Genomic DNA, 20,254 nt, shown 5'->3' with positions numbered 1-20,254 from the left:
GGGGTCCCCGGACGTTGTCCGGAGTGGAAGGACCACTGCGCCGCCGGGCCTCCCGGCGCGGCGGGGTCCTCGCATACGATGGCCGTTGCTCAATCAAGTCTTATGGAAACCGACCGTCCCAGGCCCGACCGGCAAGGAGACCACCCCCCGTGTCCGTCCTCTCGAAGATCATGCGTGCAGGCGAAGGCAAGATCCTGCGCAAGCTGCACCGCATCGCGGACCAGGTCAACTCCATCGAAGAGGACTTCGTCGACCTCTCCGACGCCGAGCTGCGGGCTCTCACCGAGGAGTACAAGCAGCGGTACGCGGACGGCGAGAGCCTGGACGATCTGCTCCCCGAGGCGTTCGCCACCGTCCGCGAGGCCGCCAAGCGCGCCCTCGGCCAGCGTCACTACGACGTGCAGATCATGGGCGGCGCGGCGCTCCACCTCGGTTACGTCGCCGAGATGAAGACCGGTGAGGGCAAGACCCTCGTCGGCACCCTGCCCGCGTATCTGAACGCCCTGTCCGGCAAGGGCGTCCACCTGATCACGGTGAACGACTACCTGGCCGAGCGCGACTCCGAGATGATGGGCCGCGTCCACAAGTTCCTCGGGCTGGAAGTCGGCTGCATCCTGGCCAACATGACGCCGGCCGAGCGCCGCGAGCAGTACGCGTGCGACATCACCTACGGCACGAACAACGAGTTCGGCTTCGACTACCTGCGCGACAACATGGCGTGGGCGTCGGACGAGCTGGTGCAGCGCGGCCACAACTTCGCCATCGTCGACGAGGTGGACTCGATCCTCGTCGACGAGGCCCGTACGCCGCTGATCATCTCCGGCCCCGCCGACCAGGCCACCAAGTGGTACGGCGACTTCGCCAAGCTGGTCACCCGCCTCAAGAAGGGCGAGGCCGGCAACCCCCTCAAGGGCATCGAGGAGACCGGCGACTACGAGGTCGACGAGAAGAAGCGCACCGTCGCCATCCACGAGTCCGGTGTCTCCAAGGTCGAGGACTGGCTGGGCATCGAGAACCTCTACGAGTCGGTCAACACCCCGCTCGTCGGTTACCTGAACAACGCCATCAAGGCCAAGGAACTGTTCAAGAAGGACAAGGACTACGTCGTCATCGACGGCGAGGTCATGATCGTCGACGAGCACACCGGCCGTATCCTCGCGGGCCGCCGCTACAACGAGGGCATGCACCAGGCGATCGAGGCGAAGGAAGGGGTGGACATCAAGGACGAGAACCAGACGCTCGCCACGATCACCCTCCAGAACTTCTTCCGCCTCTACAAGCGCCACGACCACGAGGGCAAGGAGATGCCCGGTCTCTCCGGCATGACCGGTACGGCGATGACCGAGGCCGCCGAGTTCCACCAGATCTACAAGCTCGGTGTCGTCCCGATCCCGACCAACCGGCCCATGGTCCGCAAGGACCAGTCGGACCTGATCTACCGCACCGAGGTCGCCAAGTTCGAGGCGGTCGTCGACGACATCGCCGAGAAGCACGAGAAGGGCCAGCCGATCCTGGTCGGCACCACCTCGGTGGAGAAGTCGGAGTACCTCTCCCAGCAGCTCAGCAAGCGCGGCATCCAGCACGAGGTGCTGAACGCCAAGCACCACGAGCGTGAGGCGTCGATCGTCGCGCAGGCGGGCCGCAAGGGCGCCGTGACCGTGGCCACCAACATGGCCGGCCGCGGTACCGACATCAAGCTCGGCGGCAACCCCGAGGACCTCGCCGAGGCGGAGCTGCGCCAGCACGGGCTCGACCCCGAGGAGCACATCGAGGAGTGGGCGGCCGCGCTGCCCGCCGCGATGGCCCGGGCCGAGCAGGCGGTGAAGGCCGAGAAGGAAGAGGTCGAGCTGAGCGGCGGCCTCTACGTCCTCGGCACCGAGCGGCACGAGTCGCGCCGTATCGACAACCAGCTGCGCGGCCGGTCCGGCCGTCAGGGCGACCCCGGCGAGTCGCGGTTCTACCTCTCGCTCGGTGACGACCTGATGCGGCTGTTCAAGGCGCAGATGGTCGAGCGCGTGATGGCCATGGCCAACGTGCCGGACGACGTGCCGATCGAGAACAAGATGGTCACCCGCGCGATCGCGTCCGCGCAGTCGCAGGTCGAGCAGCAGAACTTCGAGACGCGTAAGAACGTCCTGAAGTACGACGAGGTGCTCAACCGCCAGCGCGAGGTCATCTACGGCGAGCGGCGCCGCGTCCTGGAGGGCGAGGACCTGCAGGAGCAGGTGCAGCACTTCATGAACGACACGATCGACGAGTACATCGCGGCCGAGACCGCCGACGGCTTCCCCGAGGACTGGGACCTGGACCGGCTGTGGGGCGCCTTCCGGCAGCTCTACCCGGTGAAGGTCACCATCGAGGAGCTGGAGGAGGCCGCGGGCGACCGCGCCGGTCTCACCGCGGAGTTCATCTCCGAGTCCATCAAGGACGACATCCACGCCCAGTACGAGGCGCGTGAGGAGCAGCTCGGCTCCGAGATCATGCGTGAGCTGGAGCGCCGGGTCGTGCTGTCGGTGCTGGACCGCAAGTGGCGCGAGCACCTCTACGAGATGGACTACCTCCAGGAGGGCATCGGCCTCCGGGCGATGGCGCAGAAGGACCCGCTGGTGGAGTACCAGCGGGAGGGCTTCGACATGTTCACCGCCATGATGGAGGGCATCAAGGAGGAGTCCGTCGGCTACCTGTTCAACCTGGAGGTCCAGGTCGAGCAGCAGGTCGAGGAGGTCCCGGTCGAGGCCGGGCCGCTCGGCGAGGGCCCGCAGGACACCGTGCCCGCGCAGGTTCCCGCCGGGGCGCGTCCGGAGATCCGGGCCAAGGGCCTCGACGTGCCGCAGCGCCGCGAGCTGCACTTCTCCGCGCCCACCGTGGACGGCGAGGGCGGCGTCATCGAGCGCGACCTCGAGGACGACGAGCCCGTCCGCTCCGAGTCCGACGGCCTGACCCGCGCGGAGCGCCGCCGCCAGGCCAAGGGCGGGCGGCGCCGCAAGAAGTAGCGCGCACCGCTTCAGCAGCAGTCCGGGGCCGGGTCCTCCCTTGCGGGGGCCCGGCCCCGGGTCGTGCGGCCCTGACGCCCCCTGACGCCGTCCAGGCGCCCCTCAGGGCGTCGTGCAGCGCTGCGGTGAGGGTGTGGCCAGCTCCACCGCCGTGCAGCGCCAGCGGAGGTCTTCCGACTGTTCCAGGCGGAAGGCGAGGGCGCGGAGGCGGTCGCCGGCGGCGATACGGGCGAAGACCTCCAGGGCGCCGGTGCGGGGGACGAACCAGCCGAGGTCGTGGACGGTGGGGCGGGTGGTGCCCCGGGTGCGCAGCGGGGTGCGTTCGGCGAGGCGGGCCAGGTCGTCGTAGGCGGAGCCGGCGGTGTGGCGGAGCATCCAGTGGACCGGGCGCTGACCGCTCAGGACGGCCAGCAGGCGGTCCGCGAAGAGGTCGGTGGGGCGCGCGGTGGTGGTGCGGCCGCGCGTGGGGGTGCCGGGGCGGCGGGTGTCGTGGCGGGTCGGCGGGCGGTGGTGCGGCCGGGTCTGCGGCTTGCGGCTCATGACCTTGTTCATGGAAGTCCCCGTTCGGCCGGCCCGGTGGGATACCGGGCGGTAACTCAAGTAGGTGGGGACCTTGTACGGGGACGGGGACGGGTCCGGCAAGGAAGCCCGACCGGTGTCGTGAGCCCGGCGGACTTCACTTATCCGAGTGACCCGGGGCGTCGTGAACCCCATGCCCGTACGGTTCGCCAGGGTGACGTGGGGTGCGTCGCCTTGACGCCGTACGGGGGTCGGGCGGGAACTCGAAAGGGGACGGCCGCACGTATTCTGGAGGCCCTCCTTGATCCGGAAAGTGACCAGGAAAGAGCGGCCCGTATGCGCGTCTACGTACCCCTGACCCTCCCCGGCCTCGCCGAGGCCCACGAGACGGGTGTGCTGGCGGCGGACCCGTTCGCCGCCTACGCCGTGACGCCCGCGCTGCGCGCGTGGTGCGGCACGGACGACCTGGAGGAGCTGGAGTACAGCGCGCTCGGCGAGGCCGCGAGCGCCTCGCTGCGGCTGCTGGCCGCCGACCCCGGCGCGGCCCCGCGCCGGGTCGTCGTCGCGGTGGACGTCGCGGACGGCGCCGTCACCCCGGACCCGGACGGCCTCGGCGAGGTCACCGTCACCGCCTCTGCCAAGCTCGCCAAGGCCGCGGCCGTGCACGCCGACGCCGACGACGCGGAGGCGGACGTCACCGCCGCCGCCCGGGCCGTCGAGGCGGCCGACGCCGGTGACGACGCGGCCCGCAAAGTCGTGGACGCCGCAGACGACCACGAGCTGCTGTGGTTCGCCACCCAGGAGATCCCCAGCCTGCTCGCAACCCCCTGACCTGCGCGGACCGTTCGCCCTTACCCGCTGTCAGTGGTGCCCGGTACCTTTTTGGGCATGGGGAAGCAGCAGAGCGCGCACATCGTCTGGGACTGGAACGGGACCCTGTTCCACGACAACGACGCGATCATCGGGGCGACCAACGCGGCCTTCGCCGAGCTGGGCCTGGAGCCGATCACGCTCGAGCGCTACCGCGCGCTGTACTGCGTCCCCGTACCGAGGTTCTACGAGCGCCTGATGGGCCGGCTGCCCAGTGACCTCGAGTGGGAGGTCATGGACGGCGCCTTCCAGCGGCACTACGCCGAGCACCGGACGCGCTGCGGGCTCACCGAGGGCGCGGCCGAGCTGCTGGAAGGCTGGGGCGCGGACGGCCACAGCCAGTCCCTGCTGAGCATGTACGGGCACGAGGAACTGGTCCCGCTGGTCCGCGGCCTAGGCATCGAGCCGCACTTCCTGCGCGTCGACGGCCGCACCGGCCCCTCCGGCGGCAGCAAGGCCGAGCACATGGTCCGCCACCTGAAGGCGATGAGCACCCTGGTCGACCCCGGGCGCACCGTCGTCATCGGCGACGCGGCCGACGACGCGCTGGCCGCTCAGCACGTCGGCGCCCACGCCGTGCTCTACACGGGCGGCTCGCACGGCCCCGAGAGCCTGCGCGGCTCCGGCGCCCCCGTGGTGGACAGCCTGGCCGAGGCCGTCGCCGAGGCCCGGCGAATAGCGTCGTAACGGCCTCCCGGCCGTCTCCGCCCCGACGCGAATACGCCACCGGGCCCCTCGCCGCCGCTGTGCAGAACGTCAAACTTCACCCCCCGGTTTTGTACACATACGGCACATGACGGGGCCCCCGTCGGGGGCGATAGCCTTGTGGCGTGATCAGCGCGATATCTCGCGGGGACGCCACAGTCCCCGCCCTGCGCCCGGACCGCACGGACGAACTCCGTGACCGGGCGGCGGTCGCTGATCTTCCCGGGCGGGACGGGGGCGTCGCAGCCCCCAGGACACCGGGGACGGCCTCCGGCACGACGGTGCGGAGAGCAGCGTCGCTTCCGACAAGTCTGTCGACAATGGCCGAAATCCCCCCGCCCATCTCGCCTCGCGGCATAGCGTCGGAACGGACCGGACACCTCGGGCCGTGGCGTCATACCGGAGGGGAAGAAACCGTACTTCCTTCTACGTCACGCAACGGCGCGCGACAGGAGCCAGAGGACAATGCAGACCAAGCTGGACGAAGCCAAGGCCGAGCTGCTCGATCGGGCCGCTCGGGTAGCTGAGAACAGCCCGGTCGGGGGGCACCTACCGACCGGGACCACGAGCGAGGGCACCTCCGGCACCCCGGACAGCGAAGCGGTGCTCGCGTTCCTCCAGCGCTACTACCTGCACACCGCCCCGGAAGACCTGGCCGACCGCGACCCGGTCGACGTCTTCGGTGCCGCGGTCTCCCACTACCGTCTCGCCGAGTCCCGCCCGCAGGGCACGGCCAACGTGCGGGTGCACACCCCGACCGTGGAGGAGAACGGGTGGACGTGCAGCCACACCGTGGTGGAGGTCGTCACCGACGACATGCCCTTCCTGGTCGACTCGGTCACCAACGAGCTGACCCGCCAGGGCCGCGGCATCCACGTCGTGATCCACCCGCAGGTCGTCGTCCGCCGTGACGTCACCGGCAAGCTGATCGAGGTCCTGCCCACCGGTCCGCACGGCGAGCTGCCGCACGACGCGCACGTCGAGTCCTGGATCCACGTCGAGACCGACCGCGAGACCGACCGCGCCGACCTCAAGCAGATCTCCGCCGACCTGCTGCGCGTCCTGTCCGACGTGCGCGAGGCCGTCGAGGACTGGGAGAAGATGCGCGAGGCGGCCGTCCGGATCGCCGACGAGCTGCGCGACGACCCCCGCCCGGCCGACCTCCCCGTCGCCGAGGTGGACGAGGCCCGCGAGCTGCTGCGCTGGCTCTCCGCCGACCACTTCACCTTCCTCGGCTACCGCGAGTACGAGCTGCGCGGCGACGACTCGCTCAGCGCCAAGGCCGGTACCGGTCTCGGTATCCTGCGCTCCGACCCGCACCACTCCGAGGACGACGAGCACCCGGTCAGCCCCTCCTTCGAGCGGCTCCCGGCGGACGCCCGCGCCAAGGCCCGCGAGCACCGCCTGCTGGTGCTGACCAAGGCCAACAGCCGGGCCACCGTGCACCGCCCGTCGTACCTGGACTACATCGGCGTCAAGAAGTTCGACGCCGACGGCAACGTCGTCGGCGAGCGCCGCTTCCTCGGGCTGTTCTCCTCCGCCGCCTACACCGAGTCGGTGCGCCGGGTGCCGGTGATCCGCCGCAAGGTCGCCGAGGTGCTGGAGCGCGCCGGGTTCTCGCCCAACAGCCACGACGGCCGCGACCTCACCCAGATCCTCGAGACCTACCCGCGCGACGAGCTGTTCCAGACCCCGCCCGCCGAGCTGCAGTCCATCGCCACCAGCGTGCTGTACCTCCAGGAGCGCCGCCGGCTGCGGCTCTACCTGCGCCAGGACGAATACGGCCGCTACTACTCGGCCCTGGTCTACCTGCCGCGCGACCGGTACACCACCGGGGTCCGCCTGAGGATCATCGACATCCTCAAGGAGGAACTGGGCGGCATCAGCGTCGACTTCACCGCCTGGAACACCGAGTCGATCCTGTCCCGGCTGCACTTCGTCGTCCGCGTCCCCCAGGGCACCGAGCTGCCGCAGCTGTCCGACGCCGACAAGGAGCGCATCGAGGCCCGCCTGGTCGAGGCGACCCGCTCCTGGTCCGACGGCTTCGCCGAGGCGCTCAACGCCGAGTGCGGCGAGGAGCGCGCCGCCGAGCTGCTGCGCCGCTACAGCAACGCCTTCACCGAGGGCTACAAGGCCGACCACTCCCCGCGCGCCGCGGTCTCCGACCTGGTCCACCTGGAGCGGCTGAGCAACGACAAGGGCAACGACTTCTCGCTCAGCCTGTACGAGCCGGTGGGCGCCGCCCCCGGTGAGCGCCGCTTCAAGATCTACCGCAAGGGCGACGCGGTCTCCCTCTCCGCCGTGCTGCCGGTCCTCAACCGGCTCGGCGTCGAGGTCGTCGACGAACGCCCCTACGAGCTGCGCCGCGCCGACCGCAGCACCGCGTGGATCTACGACTTCGGCCTTCGCCTGCCGCAGACCGCCGGCGGCATCGACCACCTCGGCGAGGACGGCCGCGAGCGGTTCCAGGACGCCTTCGCCGCGACCTGGACCGGCCAGGCGGAGAACGACGGCTTCAACGCCCTGGTGCTGAGCGCCGGGCTGACCTGGCGGCAGGCGATGGTGCTGCGCGCCTACGCCAAGTACCTGCGCCAGGCGGGCTCCACCTTCAGCCAGGACTACATGGAGGACACCCTCCGCAACAACGTCCACACCACCCGGCTGCTGGTCTCCCTGTTCGAGGCCCGGATGTCCCCGGACCGGCAGAAGGCCGGCCTGGAGATCACCGACGCCCTGCTGGAGGAGCTGGACGCCGCGCTGGACCAGGTGGCGAGCCTGGACGAGGACCGCATCCTGCGTTCCTTCCTGACCGTTATCAAGGCCACCCTGCGCACCAACTTCTTCCAGGAAGCCCGCGACGGCGGCCCGCACGCGTACGTGTCGATGAAGTTCGACCCGCAGGCCATCCCCGACCTGCCCGCACCGCGCCCGGCGTACGAGATCTGGGTGTACTCGCCGCGGGTCGAGGGCGTGCACCTGCGCTTCGGCAAGGTCGCGCGCGGCGGTCTGCGCTGGTCGGACCGGCGCGAGGACTTCCGTACCGAGATCCTCGGCCTGGTCAAGGCGCAGATGGTGAAGAACACCGTCATCGTGCCGGTCGGCGCCAAGGGCGGCTTCGTCGCCAAGCAGCTGCCCGACCCGGGCGTGGACCGGGACGCCTGGCTGGCCGAGGGCATCGCCAGCTACAAGACGTTCATCTCCGCCCTGCTCGACATCACCGACAACATGGTGGCCGGCGAGGTCGTCCCGCCGCAGGACGTGGTCCGGCACGACGGCGAGGACACCTACCTCGTGGTCGCGGCCGACAAGGGCACCGCGACGTTCTCCGACATCGCCAACGAGGTCGCCCAGTCCTACGACTTCTGGCTCGGGGACGCCTTCGCCTCCGGCGGCAGCGCGGGCTACGACCACAAGGGCATGGGCATCACCGCGCGCGGCGCCTGGGAGTCGGTGAAACGGCACTTCCGCGAGCTGGACCTGGACACCCAGTCCGAGGACTTCACGGTCGTCGGCATCGGTGACATGTCCGGCGACGTGTTCGGCAACGGCATGCTGCTCTCCGAGCACATCCGCCTGGTCGCCGCCTTCGACCACCGGCACATCTTCATCGACCCGGTCCCGGACGCGGCCACCGGTTACGCCGAGCGCCGCCGCCTGTTCGACCTGCCCCGCTCCAGCTGGGCCGACTACGACACCTCGCTGCTGTCGGCGGGCGGCGGGATCTTCCCGCGCAGCGCCAAGTCGATCCCGCTGAACCACCACATCCGGGAAGCCCTGGGCATCGAGGAGAAGATCTCCAAGATGACCCCGGCCGACCTGATGAAGACGATCCTCAAGGCGCCGGTCGACCTGCTGTGGAACGGCGGCATCGGCACCTACGTCAAGTCCTCGGCGGAGACCGACGCCGACGTCGGCGACAAGGCCAACGACGCCATCCGCGTCGACGGCGCCGACCTGCGCGTCAAGGTCGTCGGCGAGGGCGGCAACCTGGGCCTGACCCAGCTCGGCCGGATCGAGTTCGCGCTCCAGGGCGGCCGGATCAACACCGACGCCATCGACAACAGCGCCGGTGTGGACACCTCCGACCACGAGGTGAACATCAAGATCCTGCTCAACAGCCTGGTCACCGAAGGGGACATGACCGTCAAGCAGCGCAACAAGCTGCTCGCGGAGATGACCGACGAGGTCGGCGCCCTGGTCCTGCGGAACAACTACGCGCAGAACACCGCGCTGGCCAACGCGCTCGCCCAGTCCAAGGACATGCTGCACGCGCAGGCCCGGTTCATCCGGCACCTGGTGCGCGAGGGCCACCTGAACCGGGCGCTGGAGTTCCTGCCCACCGACCGCCAGATCCGGGAGCGGCTGAACCAGGGCCAGGGCCTCACCAGCCCCGAGACCGCGGTGCTGCTGGCGTACACGAAGATCACGGTCGCCGAGGAGCTGCTGCACACCTCGCTGCCGGACGACGAGTACCTGCGCGGGCTGCTGCACGCGTACTTCCCGACCGCGCTGCGCGAGCGGTTCGCCGAGGTCATCGACAGTCACCCGCTGCGCCGGGAGATCACCACCACGGTGCTGGTCAACGACACGGTGAACACGGGCGGCACCACGTATCTGCACCGGCTGCGCGAGGAGACGGGCGCCTCGCTGGAGGAGATCGTCCGCGCCCAGACCGCGGCCCGCGCGATCTTCTGCTCGTCCCCGGTGTGGGACGCGGTGGAGGCGCTGGACAACCAGGTCGACGCGGCCGTCCAGACCCGTATCCGGCTGCACTCGCGCCGGCTGGTCGAGCGCGGCACCCGCTGGCTGCTGAACAACCGGCCGCAGCCGCTCCAGCTCGCCGAGACCGTGGAGTTCTTCGCGGACCGGGTCGAGCAGGTCTGGCAGCAGATGCCGAAGCTGCTGCGCGGCGCGGACCTGGAGTGGTACCAGCACGTGTACGACGAGCTGTCCGCCGCCGGTGTCCCGGCCGAACTGGCCACCCGGGTGGCCGGGTTCTCCTCCGCCTTCCCGGCGCTGGACATCGTCTCGGTGGCCGACCGCATGGGCAAGGAGCCGCTGGACGTGGCCGAGGTGTACTACGACCTCGCCGACCGGCTGCACATCACCCAGCTCATGGACCGCATCATCGAGCTGCCCCGCGCGGACCGCTGGCAGTCGATGGCCCGCGCCTCCATCCGCGAGGACCTCTACGCGGCGCACGCGGCGCTCACCGCGGACGTGCTCGCGGCGGGCAACGGCACCTCCACGCCGGAGCAGCGGTTCAAGGCGTGGGAGGAGAAGAACGCGCCCATCCTGAGCCGGGCCCGCGCCACGCTGGAGGAGATCCGGGGCTCGGACGCGTTCGACCTCGCCAACCTCTCGGTGGCGATGCGCACGATGCGGACGCTGCTGCGCACGCACGCGTGACCGGCGCCGCCTGAGCGCGAGGGGCGCCCCCGGACCGGAGAACCCGGCCGGGGGCGCCCCTGTCGCTTTAGGGGTGTTCTGTCCGTTTCGGATAGGGTCTGGCCCGTGACAGCGAACCTCACCGGGTCCCGCGCGCGGCGCGTCCGTCCGTCGCCGGCGACTCCGTCACTGGTGGCCGTCGCCCTCGCCGCGCTCGTCCCGCTGCTGATGCTGCTGGCCGTCCTGCGGCTGCCCTGGGCCGGTGACCTCGGCATACACGCGGCGACCGTGCAGCGGCTGCGGCACAGCCTGCTCGCCCCCGGCAACCCGCTGGTCGACGCGGACACCCCGAGCCCGTACTACTCGCCCTGGATGCTGGTGCTGGGCCTGCTCGCCCGGCTGACCGGGCTGCCGGTGTTCGTGGTGCTGCGGATCGGCGCGCTGGCGGGGCTCGGGCTGCTGTTCACCGGGGTGTGGCGGTACGTACGCACGCTCAGCGCGCACCGGGCCGCGCCCGCGCTCGCCCTGCTGTGCCTGGTCCTCCTGTGGGGGCCCGACCTGCTCAACTGGAGCGGCTTCCTCGGCCTGAACTCCCTCGCGCTGACGGTCGCGTACCCCAGCGTGTTCGCGCTCGGGCTCTCCTTCCACTTCTGGGCGTGGCTCACCACCACCCTCCGCGCGCACCCGGACTGGCCGCGCTGGATCGCGCTCGGCGCGCTGTGGGCGCTGATCCTGCTCTGCCACCAGTTCACCGGCGTGGTCGCCACCCTCGGCGCCCTCGCCACGGTCCTCGCCGCCCGCCCGGACCGCCACCTCCTCCCGAGGCTCGCCGCCGCGCTCGCCGTGGGTATCGTCCTGCTGTGGCTGTGGCCGTACTACGACTTCTTCGCGCTGTTCTCCGCCGGCACCGGACTTGAGGCGATCCACCGTTCGCTCTACTCCGACCTGCTCGGCCGCTTCGGGCTGGCCCTGCTCGGGGTCGTCGCCCTGGCCCTGCGTTGGCGGCGCGACCACCGGGACCCGCTGGTGCTGTTCTTCGTCCTCGGCGCCCTGCTGTTCGCGGCCGGGGGGCTCACCGGGCACTACTCGTGGGGCCGCGCCGCGCCCGCCGCGCTGATCCCGGCCCAGCTCGCGGCCGCGCTGGAGACCGTGTCGGCCGGGCGGCGGGCGTTCCGGCTCGGCTGGGCCTGCGTGCTCGGGGCCGCGCTCGCCGTGGGGGCCTGGGGCCAGGCGGGGATGCTCGGCTATGTCGTCCCGCGTGACGCGCTGCCCGCCCCGATCGCCGCCAAGTACCGCCCGCCGTGGGTCGGTTACCGCTGGATCACGCCCTGGGTCGGCTACGGACAGGTGGTGATGGCCCGTACCGTGCCGTCCCGGCAGATCCCCGCGTACGGGCCGTACACCGTGGCGCCCGGCTACCCGGACGTGTTCCTGCCGGACCAGGCCGGGCGGGACGCGGCGGTGGCGCGGTACTTCGACGCCGGGACCTCCTCCGGCACCCGGCGGGCCATAGCGCGCCGGTACGGGGTGCGCTGGGTGATCGGGCCGGCCGCCGACGCCGAGCCGTGGCTGCGCCCGGTGACGACCGGCCCGTCCGGACAGGTGCTCTACGAGGTGCGCGGCTGAGCGGGGCTCACTTCAGCGCGCTCGTCACCAGCCGGAACGCGTTGCGCACCCGGGGCCGGTCGATCCTGCGCACCACCGGCCGCAGCACCCGGGCCGTGACCCCCACCGGCTGCCAGCGGATCTGGAGCCGGCCGGGGTTGCGGCCCTCGGGCTCGACGGTGATCCGGTGCGCGGCGCCACCCGACTCCACCCGCGCGGTCAGCGCCGGGAAGGCGAGCGGCGCCAGCAGCAGCCCGGAGTGCGCGAGGCCCTGCTGCTGGAGCCGGACCTGCGGATGCCGGACCCCCTCGAAGCCCTGGAGCGGGAGCCGGGCCCGGGTCAGGTCCAGCTGGACCCGGCCCTCGAACACGCCGGGCCGCACCGGGTCCAGCCGGAACGGCACCGTGAGCCGCCGCCGGCCGGGGGAGAGCAGCAGCCCGGCCCGCTGCGGGCCCACCGGGAGCCGCAGCCCGGGGTCGTAGGTGCGCACCGTCAGGGTCAGCGCGGCGCCGGGGCCGGGCCGCAGGCCGGTGATCTCGTGCCGGAAGAAGGCGGTGGAGAAGGGGCGCGTCTCCAGCTCCAGGTCGGTCAGGTCCAGCTCCCGGCGCCCCCGCTCGGTCGCGGGCACCGAGCCGCCCCAGTACGGCGTGCCGTCGGCGTCGGCGGTGACCTCGCGGGGTGCCACCGGATGCCCCAGGCCGCGCGCGGCGAGCCGGACGCCGTCGAGGTCGCCCTCGCGCAGCAGCTCCAGCACCACCCGCTCCGGGCGGGGCAGCCGGGCGTAGGCGCCCTCGGCGAGGGTGTCCAGGTACGGGTTCATGATCTCGGCGAACTCCGCGAGCCAGGCGTCGTCCCGGTAGGGCAGGTCACCCGCGTACATCCGGAAGTCGTGCTTGAGGAACTTGAAGTCCTTGTCCTCGCGCAGCTCCGGCTGCCCGCTCTCCACCAGGAAGGCGTCGATCAGGCGCTGGACGTGCACCCGGTCGGCGACGTTGGAGATCTTGTGCCGCTGGTTGGAGATGGAGGCGCTGGACTGGTCCGCGTACGGCTCGATGTACCAGGTGTAGACCGGGTCCGGGAGGATCGTGAACGCCCGCGCGAGGCAGTACGCCTGGGCCGAGAAGAGCTGGTCCTCGTAGTGGATGCCCTCGGGGAAGCGCAGGTGGTGGCGGTCGAGGAAGGCGCGGGCGTACATCTTGCTGGTCGACAGGTGCTCGAAGAGCAGCCGGGGGTCGTCGGCGATGCCGTCCAGGGTGCGGCGCTCGCGGACCAGGTGCGGCATCCAGGTGGTGCAGCGGCCGTTGTCCACCCGGACCCGGCGCACCGCGCCCATGGTGAAGTCGACCTCGCGCTCCCGGTGCGCGGCGAGCAGCGACTCGACGGCGCGCGGCGGGAGTTCGTCGTCGCTGTCGAGGAACATCAGGTACGGGGCGCGGGCGATGTCGATGGCCCGGTTGCGCGGGGCGCTGCACCCGCCGCTGTTCTCCGGCAGGCGCAGATAGCGCACCCGGCTGTCCTGGGCGGCCAGCCGCCGGGCCACCTCGGGGGTGTCGTCGGTGGAGTGGTCGTCGCTGATGACGATCTCGATGTTCTCGTGGGTCTGCGCGCGCAGGGAGGCGACCGCACGGAGCAGCCGGGCCGCGTCGTTGTAGACGATGACGGTGACCGTGACGTCGGGGGTCGTCATCCTTGGAGCTCCTCGGGCGTCGGGGCGGGGATACGTTCCTCCAGCGGAAGCACGGGCGGCAGCGCCTCCTCGGGCTCACCGAGGAACACCCGCCGCACGACCCGTTCGGCGGCCCGGCCGTCGTCGAACTCGCAGAAGCGGCGCCGGAACGCCGTGCGGGCCTTCGTCGCGGTCTCGTCGCGCCAGGCGCCCGAGGTGAGGATCTCGGTCAGCTCCTCCTGGGTGCGAGCGACCCGGCCGGGGGCCTCGGCCATCAGGTCGAAGTAGACCCCGCGCGTGGTGCGGTAGGTCTCCCAGTCGTCGGCGTGCACGACGATCGGCCGGTCCAGGTTGGCGTAGTCGAACATGATCGACGAGTAGTCCGTGACCAGCACGTCGGCGGCCAGGCAGAGTTCCTCGACCGGGTCGTAGGTGGAGACGTCGATGATGCGGCCGGTGCGGCGCAGCCCGGTCAGCGGGGAGGCCGCGCCGCCGCCGTAGAAGTAGTGGGCGCGCACCAGCAGCACGGTGTCCTCGCCGAGCCGGTCGGCGAGGGTGGCGAGGTCCAGGCGGGGGGTGAACCCGGCCTCGTAGTCGCGGTGGGTGGGCGCGTAGAGGACGGCGGTGCGGCCGGGGGCGATGCCGAGGCGCTCACGGGCGGCGCGCACGTCGTCGGCGGTGGCGGTGTAGAAGACGTCGTTGCGCGGATAGCCGTGGTCCAGGGACGTGTAGCGGGCCGGGTAGGCGCGCTCCCACATCCGGGTGGAGTGGCTGTTGGCGCTGACGCTGTAGTCCCACTTGTCGATCCGGGACAGCAGCGCCGCGAAGTCGAGCCCCTGCGCGGCCGCCGGATGCTCCCGCTGGTCCAGGCCCATGCGCTTGAGCGGGGTGCCGTGGTGGGTCTGGAGATGCACGGCGCCCGGCCGCTTGACCACCGCGTTGGGGAAGTTGACGTTGTTGACCAGGTACTTCGCGGTGGCCAGCGTCTCCCAGTAGCGCCGGGTGCCGGGGATGACGTGGTCGGTGCCGTGGGGGAGGAGGGCCGCGTTCTCCTTGGTCACCACCCACACCGGGTGGATGTGCGGGGCGAGTTCGGCCAGCTTGGCGGCGATGGCGGCCGGGTTGCAGGCCACCCCCCGGTCCCAGTAGGCCGCGAACACGGCCAGGCCCGGATCGAGCGGGCGGCCGAGCGCCCTGCGGTACTGCTGTTCGCGCAGCCGCACCCCGAGCCGCCGCTTGCGGGCGCGGACCGCCTTCCGGGCCGAGCGCCGGGTGCGGTTGGCGGTCTGGAGCGCCCGGTACCGGGTGTACGCGCCCTCCTCCAGCAGCGCGTGCCGTACGCCCTCCAGGCCCGCCGGGCGCTGGTGGTCCGCCGGGCGCCAGCGGACGGCGGCGGCCGAGGCGCGGCGGAAGAACTCGCGGGCCACCGGCTCCGGCATGCCCTCGCGGGCGAAGACCCGCACCAGGTCACGGACCATCAGCCCGTACAGCACCGCCCGCACCGGGCGGCGGCCCTCGGTGAGGGCGAGCAGGCGCTCGTAGCGGTCGATCAGGGCGTAGCGGTCCTCGGGGGTGCGCGGGGGCAGGCTCTCCGGGCGCAGTCTGCGGTCGTCGTACGCCGTCTGGTCCAGGCAGGCCAGGTGGTCGGCGCGGAGCAGGGCGGCCTGGGCGGTGAAGTTCTCGTCGCCGCCGGAGAACTCCTCCTCGTGCTCCCGCCAGAACGCGGCGCGCACCGCGCGGGTGCCGAGCAGCGGGGTGAGGCGGAGCAGGTCGGGCGCGTCGTCCAGGGTGACGGCGGCCCGGCCGGTCCCGGCGAGCAGGCGGCCGTCGCGGGAGGGGACGGCGGTGGTGCGCCAGGTGGTGGTGACGTGGTCCAGCAGGACGACGTCGGTGCGCTCGTCCAGCTCGGCGGTGCGCTCGGCCAGCAGCCGGGGGGCGCCGGCGGGCAGGCCGTCCTTGGCGTGCACGAAGTGCAGCCAGCGGCCCGAGGCCCGCGCGGCCCCCGCCGACCGGGCCTCGGCGTCCGGGGTGCCCTCGGGAAGCGGCACGGTGACCGTCTCCGGGGCGTGGCCCTCGGCCGTCTCCCGCGCCCAGTCGCCGACCGCCGCGACGATCACCTCGGTGTCCGGGAGCGGGTGCGCGTCCAGGGAGTCGAGCAGCTCGGTCAGATGTCCCTGCGTGTTGGGCCCGTAGACGATGACGCTGAGTTGGGGCATCTGGAGGGGCTCCTTCGGCTCTTCGTCCCGGCGGTCACCTTTCATAACATACTGTCATTACACGACTGAAAGGGATATCCACGCGTGAAGCGGAAGCCCCCGGCTCACTTCTTCTTGCGGTCGCCCGTGAACGCCTCGTACTCCTTGAGCACGTCCTCGGTGGCGCCGTCCATGCGCAGCTCGCCGCGCTCCAGCCAGAGCACCCGCTCGCAGGTGTCGCGGATGGAGTTGTTGTTGTGGCTGACCAGGAAGACCGTGCCGGCGTGCTTGCGCAGCTCGCGGATGCGTTCCTCGGAGCGCTTCTGGAAGGAGCGGTCGCCGGTGGCCAGCGCCTCGTCGATCAGCAGCACGTCGTGGTCCTTGGCGGCGGCGATGGAGAAGCGGAGCCGGGCCGCCATGCCCGAGGAGTAGGTGCGCATCGGCAGGGTGATGAAGTCGCCCTTCTCGTTGATCCCGGAGAAGTCGACGATGTCCTGGTAGCGCTCCTTGATCTGCTCGCGGGACATCCCCATGGCGAGGCCGCCGAGGTGGACGTTGCGCTCGCCGGTCAGGTCGCTCATCAGGGCCGCGTTGACGCCCAGCAGGGAGGGCTGGCCGTCGGTGTAGATGTGGCCGTTCTCCACCGGGAGCAGGCCCGCCACCGCCTTGAGCAGGGTGGACTTGCCGGAGCCGTTGGAGCCGATCAGGCCGATCGCCTCGCCCCGGTGGGCGACGAAGGACACCTTCTTCACGGCGTGCACCCGGCGCACCCCGGCCGCCTTCTCGGCCTTGCCCCGGCGCAGGATGCGGTTGAGGGCGGCGGTGGCCGAGCCCCGGCCCGCGCCGGTGCCGTTGACCCGGTAGACGATGTCGACGCGGTCGGCGACGACGGTGGGCACCTGCTCGGTGCTCGCGCCCCCGGGGGCGGGGACGGGGGAGATGGTCTGCTCAGCCACGGCCGTAGGTCTCCTCAGCCTTCCAGAAGTAGATGAAGCCGCCGATCCCGGTGGCGACCGCCCAGGCGAGCGCGGCGAGCCACACGTGCGGCGGCAGCTTGTCGGCGCCGAAGCTGTCGATCAGCGCGAACCGCATGAGGTCGATGTAGAGCGCGGCGGGGTTGTACTCCAGCAGCACCGACATCACGCGCGGCTGGTCCTTGGTGTGCTGGTCGATGCTCCACATCACGCCGGACACGTACATCCAGGTGCGCAGCAGGAACGGCATCAGCTGGGCGATGTCAGGCGTCTTGGCGCCCATCCGGGCCAGCACCATCGACAGGCCCGCGTTGAACACGAACTGCAGCGCCAGCGCGGGGAGCGCCAGCAGCCAGGACGCGGAGACCGGCACGCCGACGCAGAGGATGATCGCGATCAGCGCCAGCATCGAGAACAGCAGCTGCTGGAGCTGCTGGAGGCAGAACGAGATCGGCAGCGCGGCGCGCGGGAAGTGCAGCGCCCGCACCAGGCCGAGGTTGCCGGAGATGGCCCGGGTGCCCGCCATGATCGAGCTCTGCGTGAACGTCCACACGAACACGCCCGTCACCAGGAACGGGATGAAGTCGGAGACCCCGCGCTTGGTGCCGAGCAGCACGCCGAAGATGAAGTAGTAGACCGCCGCGTTCAGCAGCGGGGTCATGACCTGCCACAGCTGGCCGAGCTTCGCCTGGCTGTACTGGGAGGTCAGCTTGGCGGTGGCGAAGGCGGTGATGAAGTGCCGCCGGTCCCAGAGCTGCCGGACGTACGCCGGTACGGAGGGGCGGGCGCCGCTGACGGTCAGGCCGTGCCGGGCGGCCAGTGCCGCCAGACCGCCGTCGTCCGGAACCTGCATCGGGGGCGGTGCGTCGAGGACCTGGCTCACATCCGCTGCTTTCGGTCGGGTGGTGGGGGAAGCGCGGTCCGGCCGTTGCCCGCCGTTTCCGCACGCTTTCCCGTACGTTTACTTACGTCGGGACGGGACCGTATCGTCGTAACGGGAGAGTAGGCCCATCGGGCGACGGAACGCAACCGTTGCGTCGTCCCGCCTATGCTGGTGGGCATGACGACCAACGCCGACGAATCCACGGCGCGCCCGCGTCGGGCCCCGGCCGGTGCCGCCGTGCTCCGGGAGGACGTGACGGAGGCGATCCGCGCGGCCGTCTTCGAGGAACTGGCCGCCGTGGGGTACGCGCGGATGTCCATCGAGGGCATCGCGCGCCGGGCCGGGGTCGGCAAGACGGCGGTGTACCGGCGCTGGCGTTCCAAGCTGAACCTGGTGCTGGACGTGGTCTCCGCGATGGCGGTCCTCGGCCTGCCCGCCCCGGACACCGGCTCCCTGGAGGGCGACCTCCGGCTGCTGTACGAGGTCATGTCACGCGCCCTGCGCCACCCGGTCGCCTCGCAGATCATCCCCGACCTCCAGGCGGAGGCCGCCCGCAACCCGGAGATGGCCGAGACCCTCCAGAAGGCGGTGCGGGACGGGCAGGACGGCGTCGCGTCCAAGATCGTGGCGGCGGCGCGGGAGCGGGGCGAGGTGAGCGCGGACCTCGATCTGGACCTCGCCCTCGACCTGATCTCCGGCCCGCTCTACTGGCGCGCGGTGATCATCCGTAGCCCGAAGCTGCCCAAGGGCTACCTGGCGAACCTGGCGAAGGCGACGGCGGGCGCGCTGAAGGCGCTCCAGCCCCCGCCCGGCCCCTGATCAGCCCCGCTCAGCCCTGCTTCAGCCCCCGATCAGCCGTCGCAGCCGCCCCCGCGCCACCCGGGCCGCCCCCGCCGGGCCCGTCGCCACGCGCAGGGACAGGGCGCCGGAGTGGGTGGCGTACGGGTGGGCCAGCAGGACCAGACGGCGCGCGCTGGGCAGCGCGCGCCGGCGCAGGTGGGGGCTGTCCGTGCGGGCGTGGGCGGTGATGTCCCGGTGGGCGCCGTCCTTGAAGTGCACGGTCAGGCACAGGTCCCAGACGCCCGCGCCCAGCGCGTGCAGGTCGACGGCCGCCTCGGCGGTCCAGACGCCGTCCGGCGCGGGGACCAGGGGCAGGGTGATGTGCCGGGCCGGGCGGCCGGTCACGCGGTCGTGCCAGCGGGCCGTCACCGCCAGCGGGCCCGCCCCGGCGAGCCGGCCGTACAGCTCGTGCAGGCGCAGCCGGAGCCGGGCACCGCGCGCGTGCGGCAGCAGTTCGGCGTCCATCGCGCAGGGCAGCGCCTCGGTCGGGCAGGCCAGCAGCGGGGTCAGATCGACGCCGGGATGCTCCTCGGACCAGACGGGGGTGCCCTCGGGGGTGCGGGTGTACGGCGGGAGCAGGCGGGCCGGGCGGGCGGCCAGCTCGCGCAGCCGGGGCAGGTCGCGCGGCTCGGGGGACTCCCGCACGAACCGGCCCAGCAGGGTGCCGGGCGCGGCGGGGTCGCGCGCCCAGTCCCCGTCGTCGTACCCGGCGAGGTACTCGCGGGTGTGCGCCCACCAGGCGCGGCGGTACTCCGGGTCCCGCAGGGCCAGTTCGCGCAGGTACATGCGCAGTTCGTGGTCGAGGAACTTGGTGCGGGCCGCCCGTGCCAGTTCCGTCTCTCCGGCGGCCCGCAGGATCTCGTACGCCTCGGCGCAGGCGCGGGTGCGGGCGTGCCAGTTGCCGACGTGCTCCCGGTCCAGGGAGAGCGAGAGCTGTTCGGCGGCCCGGCGGACGTGCCAGACGTAGACGAGGTCGGGGACGAGGGCGAGGCGGGGGGCGGCGGCGAGGACGCGGGCGGTGAAGACGAAGTCCTCGTAGAGGTAGCGGCCCTCGGGGAAGCGGATGCCGTTCACCCGGAGGAAGTCGGTGCGGTACAGCTTGTTGACGCACAGGGTGTCGTGGACGAGGTGCGGGCGCTCGCTGGGGTGGCCGATCAGCGAGGTTTCCGCGAACAGCCCCGCCTGCCAAAGGTGTTCGCGGCCCGAGGGCAGCTCCCGGCGCACGCACAGCCCGGCGCTCACCTCGGCGCCCGTCTTGGCCGCCGCCCGCAGCAGCGCGTCCACCGCGCCGGGCGGCAGCAGGTCGTCGCTGTCCAGGAACATCACGTACGGCAGGGTCGCCGCGTCGATGCCGGTGTTGCGCGGGGTGCCGCAGCCGCCGCTGTTGACGGCGTGCCGGATCACCCGCAGCCGGGGCTCTCCGGCAGCGAGCCGGTCCAACAGCTCGGCGCTGCCGTCGGTGGAGCGGTCGTCCACGGCGATGACCTCGCCCACCGCCGGACCCTGGTCCAGCGCGGAGCGCACGGCGTCGGTGACATGGGCGGCGTCGTCGTAGCCGATGACCACGACGGCAACCTGGGGGGCTTCGGGCACGGGGTTCATGATCGCTGCCGGGC

Annotated in this window: 12 protein-coding genes; 6 read left to right on the top strand and 6 right to left on the bottom strand. The window is 71.9% G+C overall.

All coding sequences use genetic code 11. The features are described from left to right. Positions 1 to 149: 149 nt before the first annotated feature. On the top strand, positions 150 to 2,993 hold the full coding sequence (secA, locus tag D0Z67_RS11055) for a preprotein translocase subunit SecA (protein WP_031182671.1): 2,844 nt from the start codon (positions 150 to 152) through the stop codon (positions 2,991 to 2,993). A gap of 102 nt (positions 2,994 to 3,095) precedes the next feature. Here the strand turns inward: secA and D0Z67_RS11050 are convergent, their stop codons facing one another. Continuing rightward, entirely contained in the window at positions 3,096 to 3,545 is a 450-nt protein-coding gene (locus tag D0Z67_RS11050; protein ID WP_037775562.1) for an Rv3235 family protein, read from the bottom strand. 303 nt (positions 3,546 to 3,848) lie between these two features. Here D0Z67_RS11050 and D0Z67_RS11045 point away from each other — a divergent pair, with 303 nt between their 5' ends. From D0Z67_RS11045 to D0Z67_RS11030, 4 genes are all read left to right on the top strand, one after another. Then, positions 3,849 to 4,343 carry a DUF6912 family protein gene (locus D0Z67_RS11045; RefSeq protein ID WP_031182669.1) on the top strand — a complete coding sequence of 165 codons (495 nt, stop codon included), beginning with the start codon at positions 3,849 to 3,851 and terminating at the stop codon, positions 4,341 to 4,343. A gap of 57 nt (positions 4,344 to 4,400) precedes the next feature. After that, positions 4,401 to 5,069 carry an HAD family hydrolase gene (locus D0Z67_RS11040; RefSeq protein ID WP_031182668.1) on the top strand — a complete coding sequence of 223 codons (669 nt, stop codon included), beginning with the start codon at positions 4,401 to 4,403 and terminating at the stop codon, positions 5,067 to 5,069. Between the two features lie 483 nt (positions 5,070 to 5,552). Continuing rightward, positions 5,553 to 10,496, top strand: coding sequence for an NAD-glutamate dehydrogenase (locus D0Z67_RS11035; protein WP_031182667.1), 4,944 nt, complete (start codon positions 5,553 to 5,555; stop codon positions 10,494 to 10,496). A 207-nt stretch (positions 10,497 to 10,703) separates the two neighbouring features. Then, positions 10,704 to 12,101: a hypothetical protein gene (locus tag D0Z67_RS11030; RefSeq protein WP_051887922.1), complete on the top strand. Its 1,398-nt coding sequence runs from the start codon at positions 10,704 to 10,706 to the stop codon at positions 12,099 to 12,101. Between the two features lie 7 nt (positions 12,102 to 12,108). On the opposite strand, the gene D0Z67_RS11025 is transcribed toward D0Z67_RS11030, so the two are convergent. The 4 genes from D0Z67_RS11025 to D0Z67_RS11010 all read right to left on the bottom strand — a co-directional run bounded on the left by D0Z67_RS11025 (position 12,109) and on the right by D0Z67_RS11010 (position 17,798). Beyond that, a complete protein-coding gene (locus D0Z67_RS11025; protein WP_031182665.1) occupies positions 12,109 to 13,767 on the bottom strand; it encodes a glycosyltransferase family 2 protein in 1,659 nt (552 codons plus the stop codon). After that, a complete protein-coding gene (locus tag D0Z67_RS11020; RefSeq protein ID WP_031182664.1) occupies positions 13,764 to 15,962 on the bottom strand; it encodes a CDP-glycerol glycerophosphotransferase family protein in 2,199 nt (732 codons plus the stop codon). Before D0Z67_RS11020 ends, D0Z67_RS11025 begins: the two co-directional genes overlap by 4 nt. Positions 15,963 to 16,066: 104 nt before the next feature. Continuing rightward, entirely contained in the window at positions 16,067 to 16,897 is an 831-nt protein-coding gene (locus D0Z67_RS11015) for an ABC transporter ATP-binding protein (RefSeq protein WP_078873494.1), read from the bottom strand. Then, positions 16,890 to 17,798: an ABC transporter permease gene (locus D0Z67_RS11010; RefSeq protein WP_031182662.1), complete on the bottom strand. Its 909-nt coding sequence runs from the start codon at positions 17,796 to 17,798 to the stop codon at positions 16,890 to 16,892. The genes D0Z67_RS11015 and D0Z67_RS11010 overlap by 8 nt, the downstream gene beginning before the upstream one ends. A gap of 177 nt (positions 17,799 to 17,975) precedes the next feature. On the opposite strand from D0Z67_RS11010, the gene D0Z67_RS11005 reads away from it, so the two are divergent. Next, on the top strand, positions 17,976 to 18,617 hold the full coding sequence (locus D0Z67_RS11005; protein ID WP_031182661.1) for a TetR/AcrR family transcriptional regulator: 642 nt from the start codon (positions 17,976 to 17,978) through the stop codon (positions 18,615 to 18,617). 21 nt (positions 18,618 to 18,638) lie between these two features. On the opposite strand, the gene D0Z67_RS11000 is transcribed toward D0Z67_RS11005, so the two are convergent. Beyond that, positions 18,639 to 20,240, bottom strand: a complete 1,602-nt coding sequence (locus D0Z67_RS11000; RefSeq protein WP_031182660.1) for a glycosyltransferase family 2 protein — start codon at positions 20,238 to 20,240, stop codon at positions 18,639 to 18,641. Positions 20,241 to 20,254: the final 14 nt, after the last annotated feature.

The sequence above is a fragment of the Streptomyces seoulensis genome (genome assembly GCF_004328625.1).
GTDB classification, from domain to species: domain Bacteria; phylum Actinomycetota; class Actinomycetes; order Streptomycetales; family Streptomycetaceae; genus Streptomyces; species Streptomyces seoulensis.
Note: the sequence above shows the minus strand (reverse complement) of the source record. Positions and strands in the feature narration are given on the sequence as shown.

Coding starts and splice junctions, on each gene's coding strand:
- D0Z67_RS11020 (WP_031182664.1), bottom strand. CDS start 15,962: ATGCCCCAACTCAGCGTCATCGTCTACGGGCCCAACACGCAGGGACAT.
- D0Z67_RS11050 (WP_037775562.1), bottom strand. CDS start 3,545: ATGAACAAGGTCATGAGCCGCAAGCCGCAGACCCGGCCGCACCACCGC.
- D0Z67_RS11035 (WP_031182667.1), top strand. CDS start 5,553: ATGCAGACCAAGCTGGACGAAGCCAAGGCCGAGCTGCTCGATCGGGCC.
- D0Z67_RS11000 (WP_031182660.1), bottom strand. CDS start 20,240: ATGAACCCCGTGCCCGAAGCCCCCCAGGTTGCCGTCGTGGTCATCGGC.
- D0Z67_RS11025 (WP_031182665.1), bottom strand. CDS start 13,767: ATGACGACCCCCGACGTCACGGTCACCGTCATCGTCTACAACGACGCG.
- D0Z67_RS11040 (WP_031182668.1), top strand. CDS start 4,401: ATGGGGAAGCAGCAGAGCGCGCACATCGTCTGGGACTGGAACGGGACC.
- D0Z67_RS11045 (WP_031182669.1), top strand. CDS start 3,849: ATGCGCGTCTACGTACCCCTGACCCTCCCCGGCCTCGCCGAGGCCCAC.
- D0Z67_RS11030 (WP_051887922.1), top strand. CDS start 10,704: ATGCTGCTGGCCGTCCTGCGGCTGCCCTGGGCCGGTGACCTCGGCATA.
- D0Z67_RS11005 (WP_031182661.1), top strand. CDS start 17,976: ATGACGACCAACGCCGACGAATCCACGGCGCGCCCGCGTCGGGCCCCG.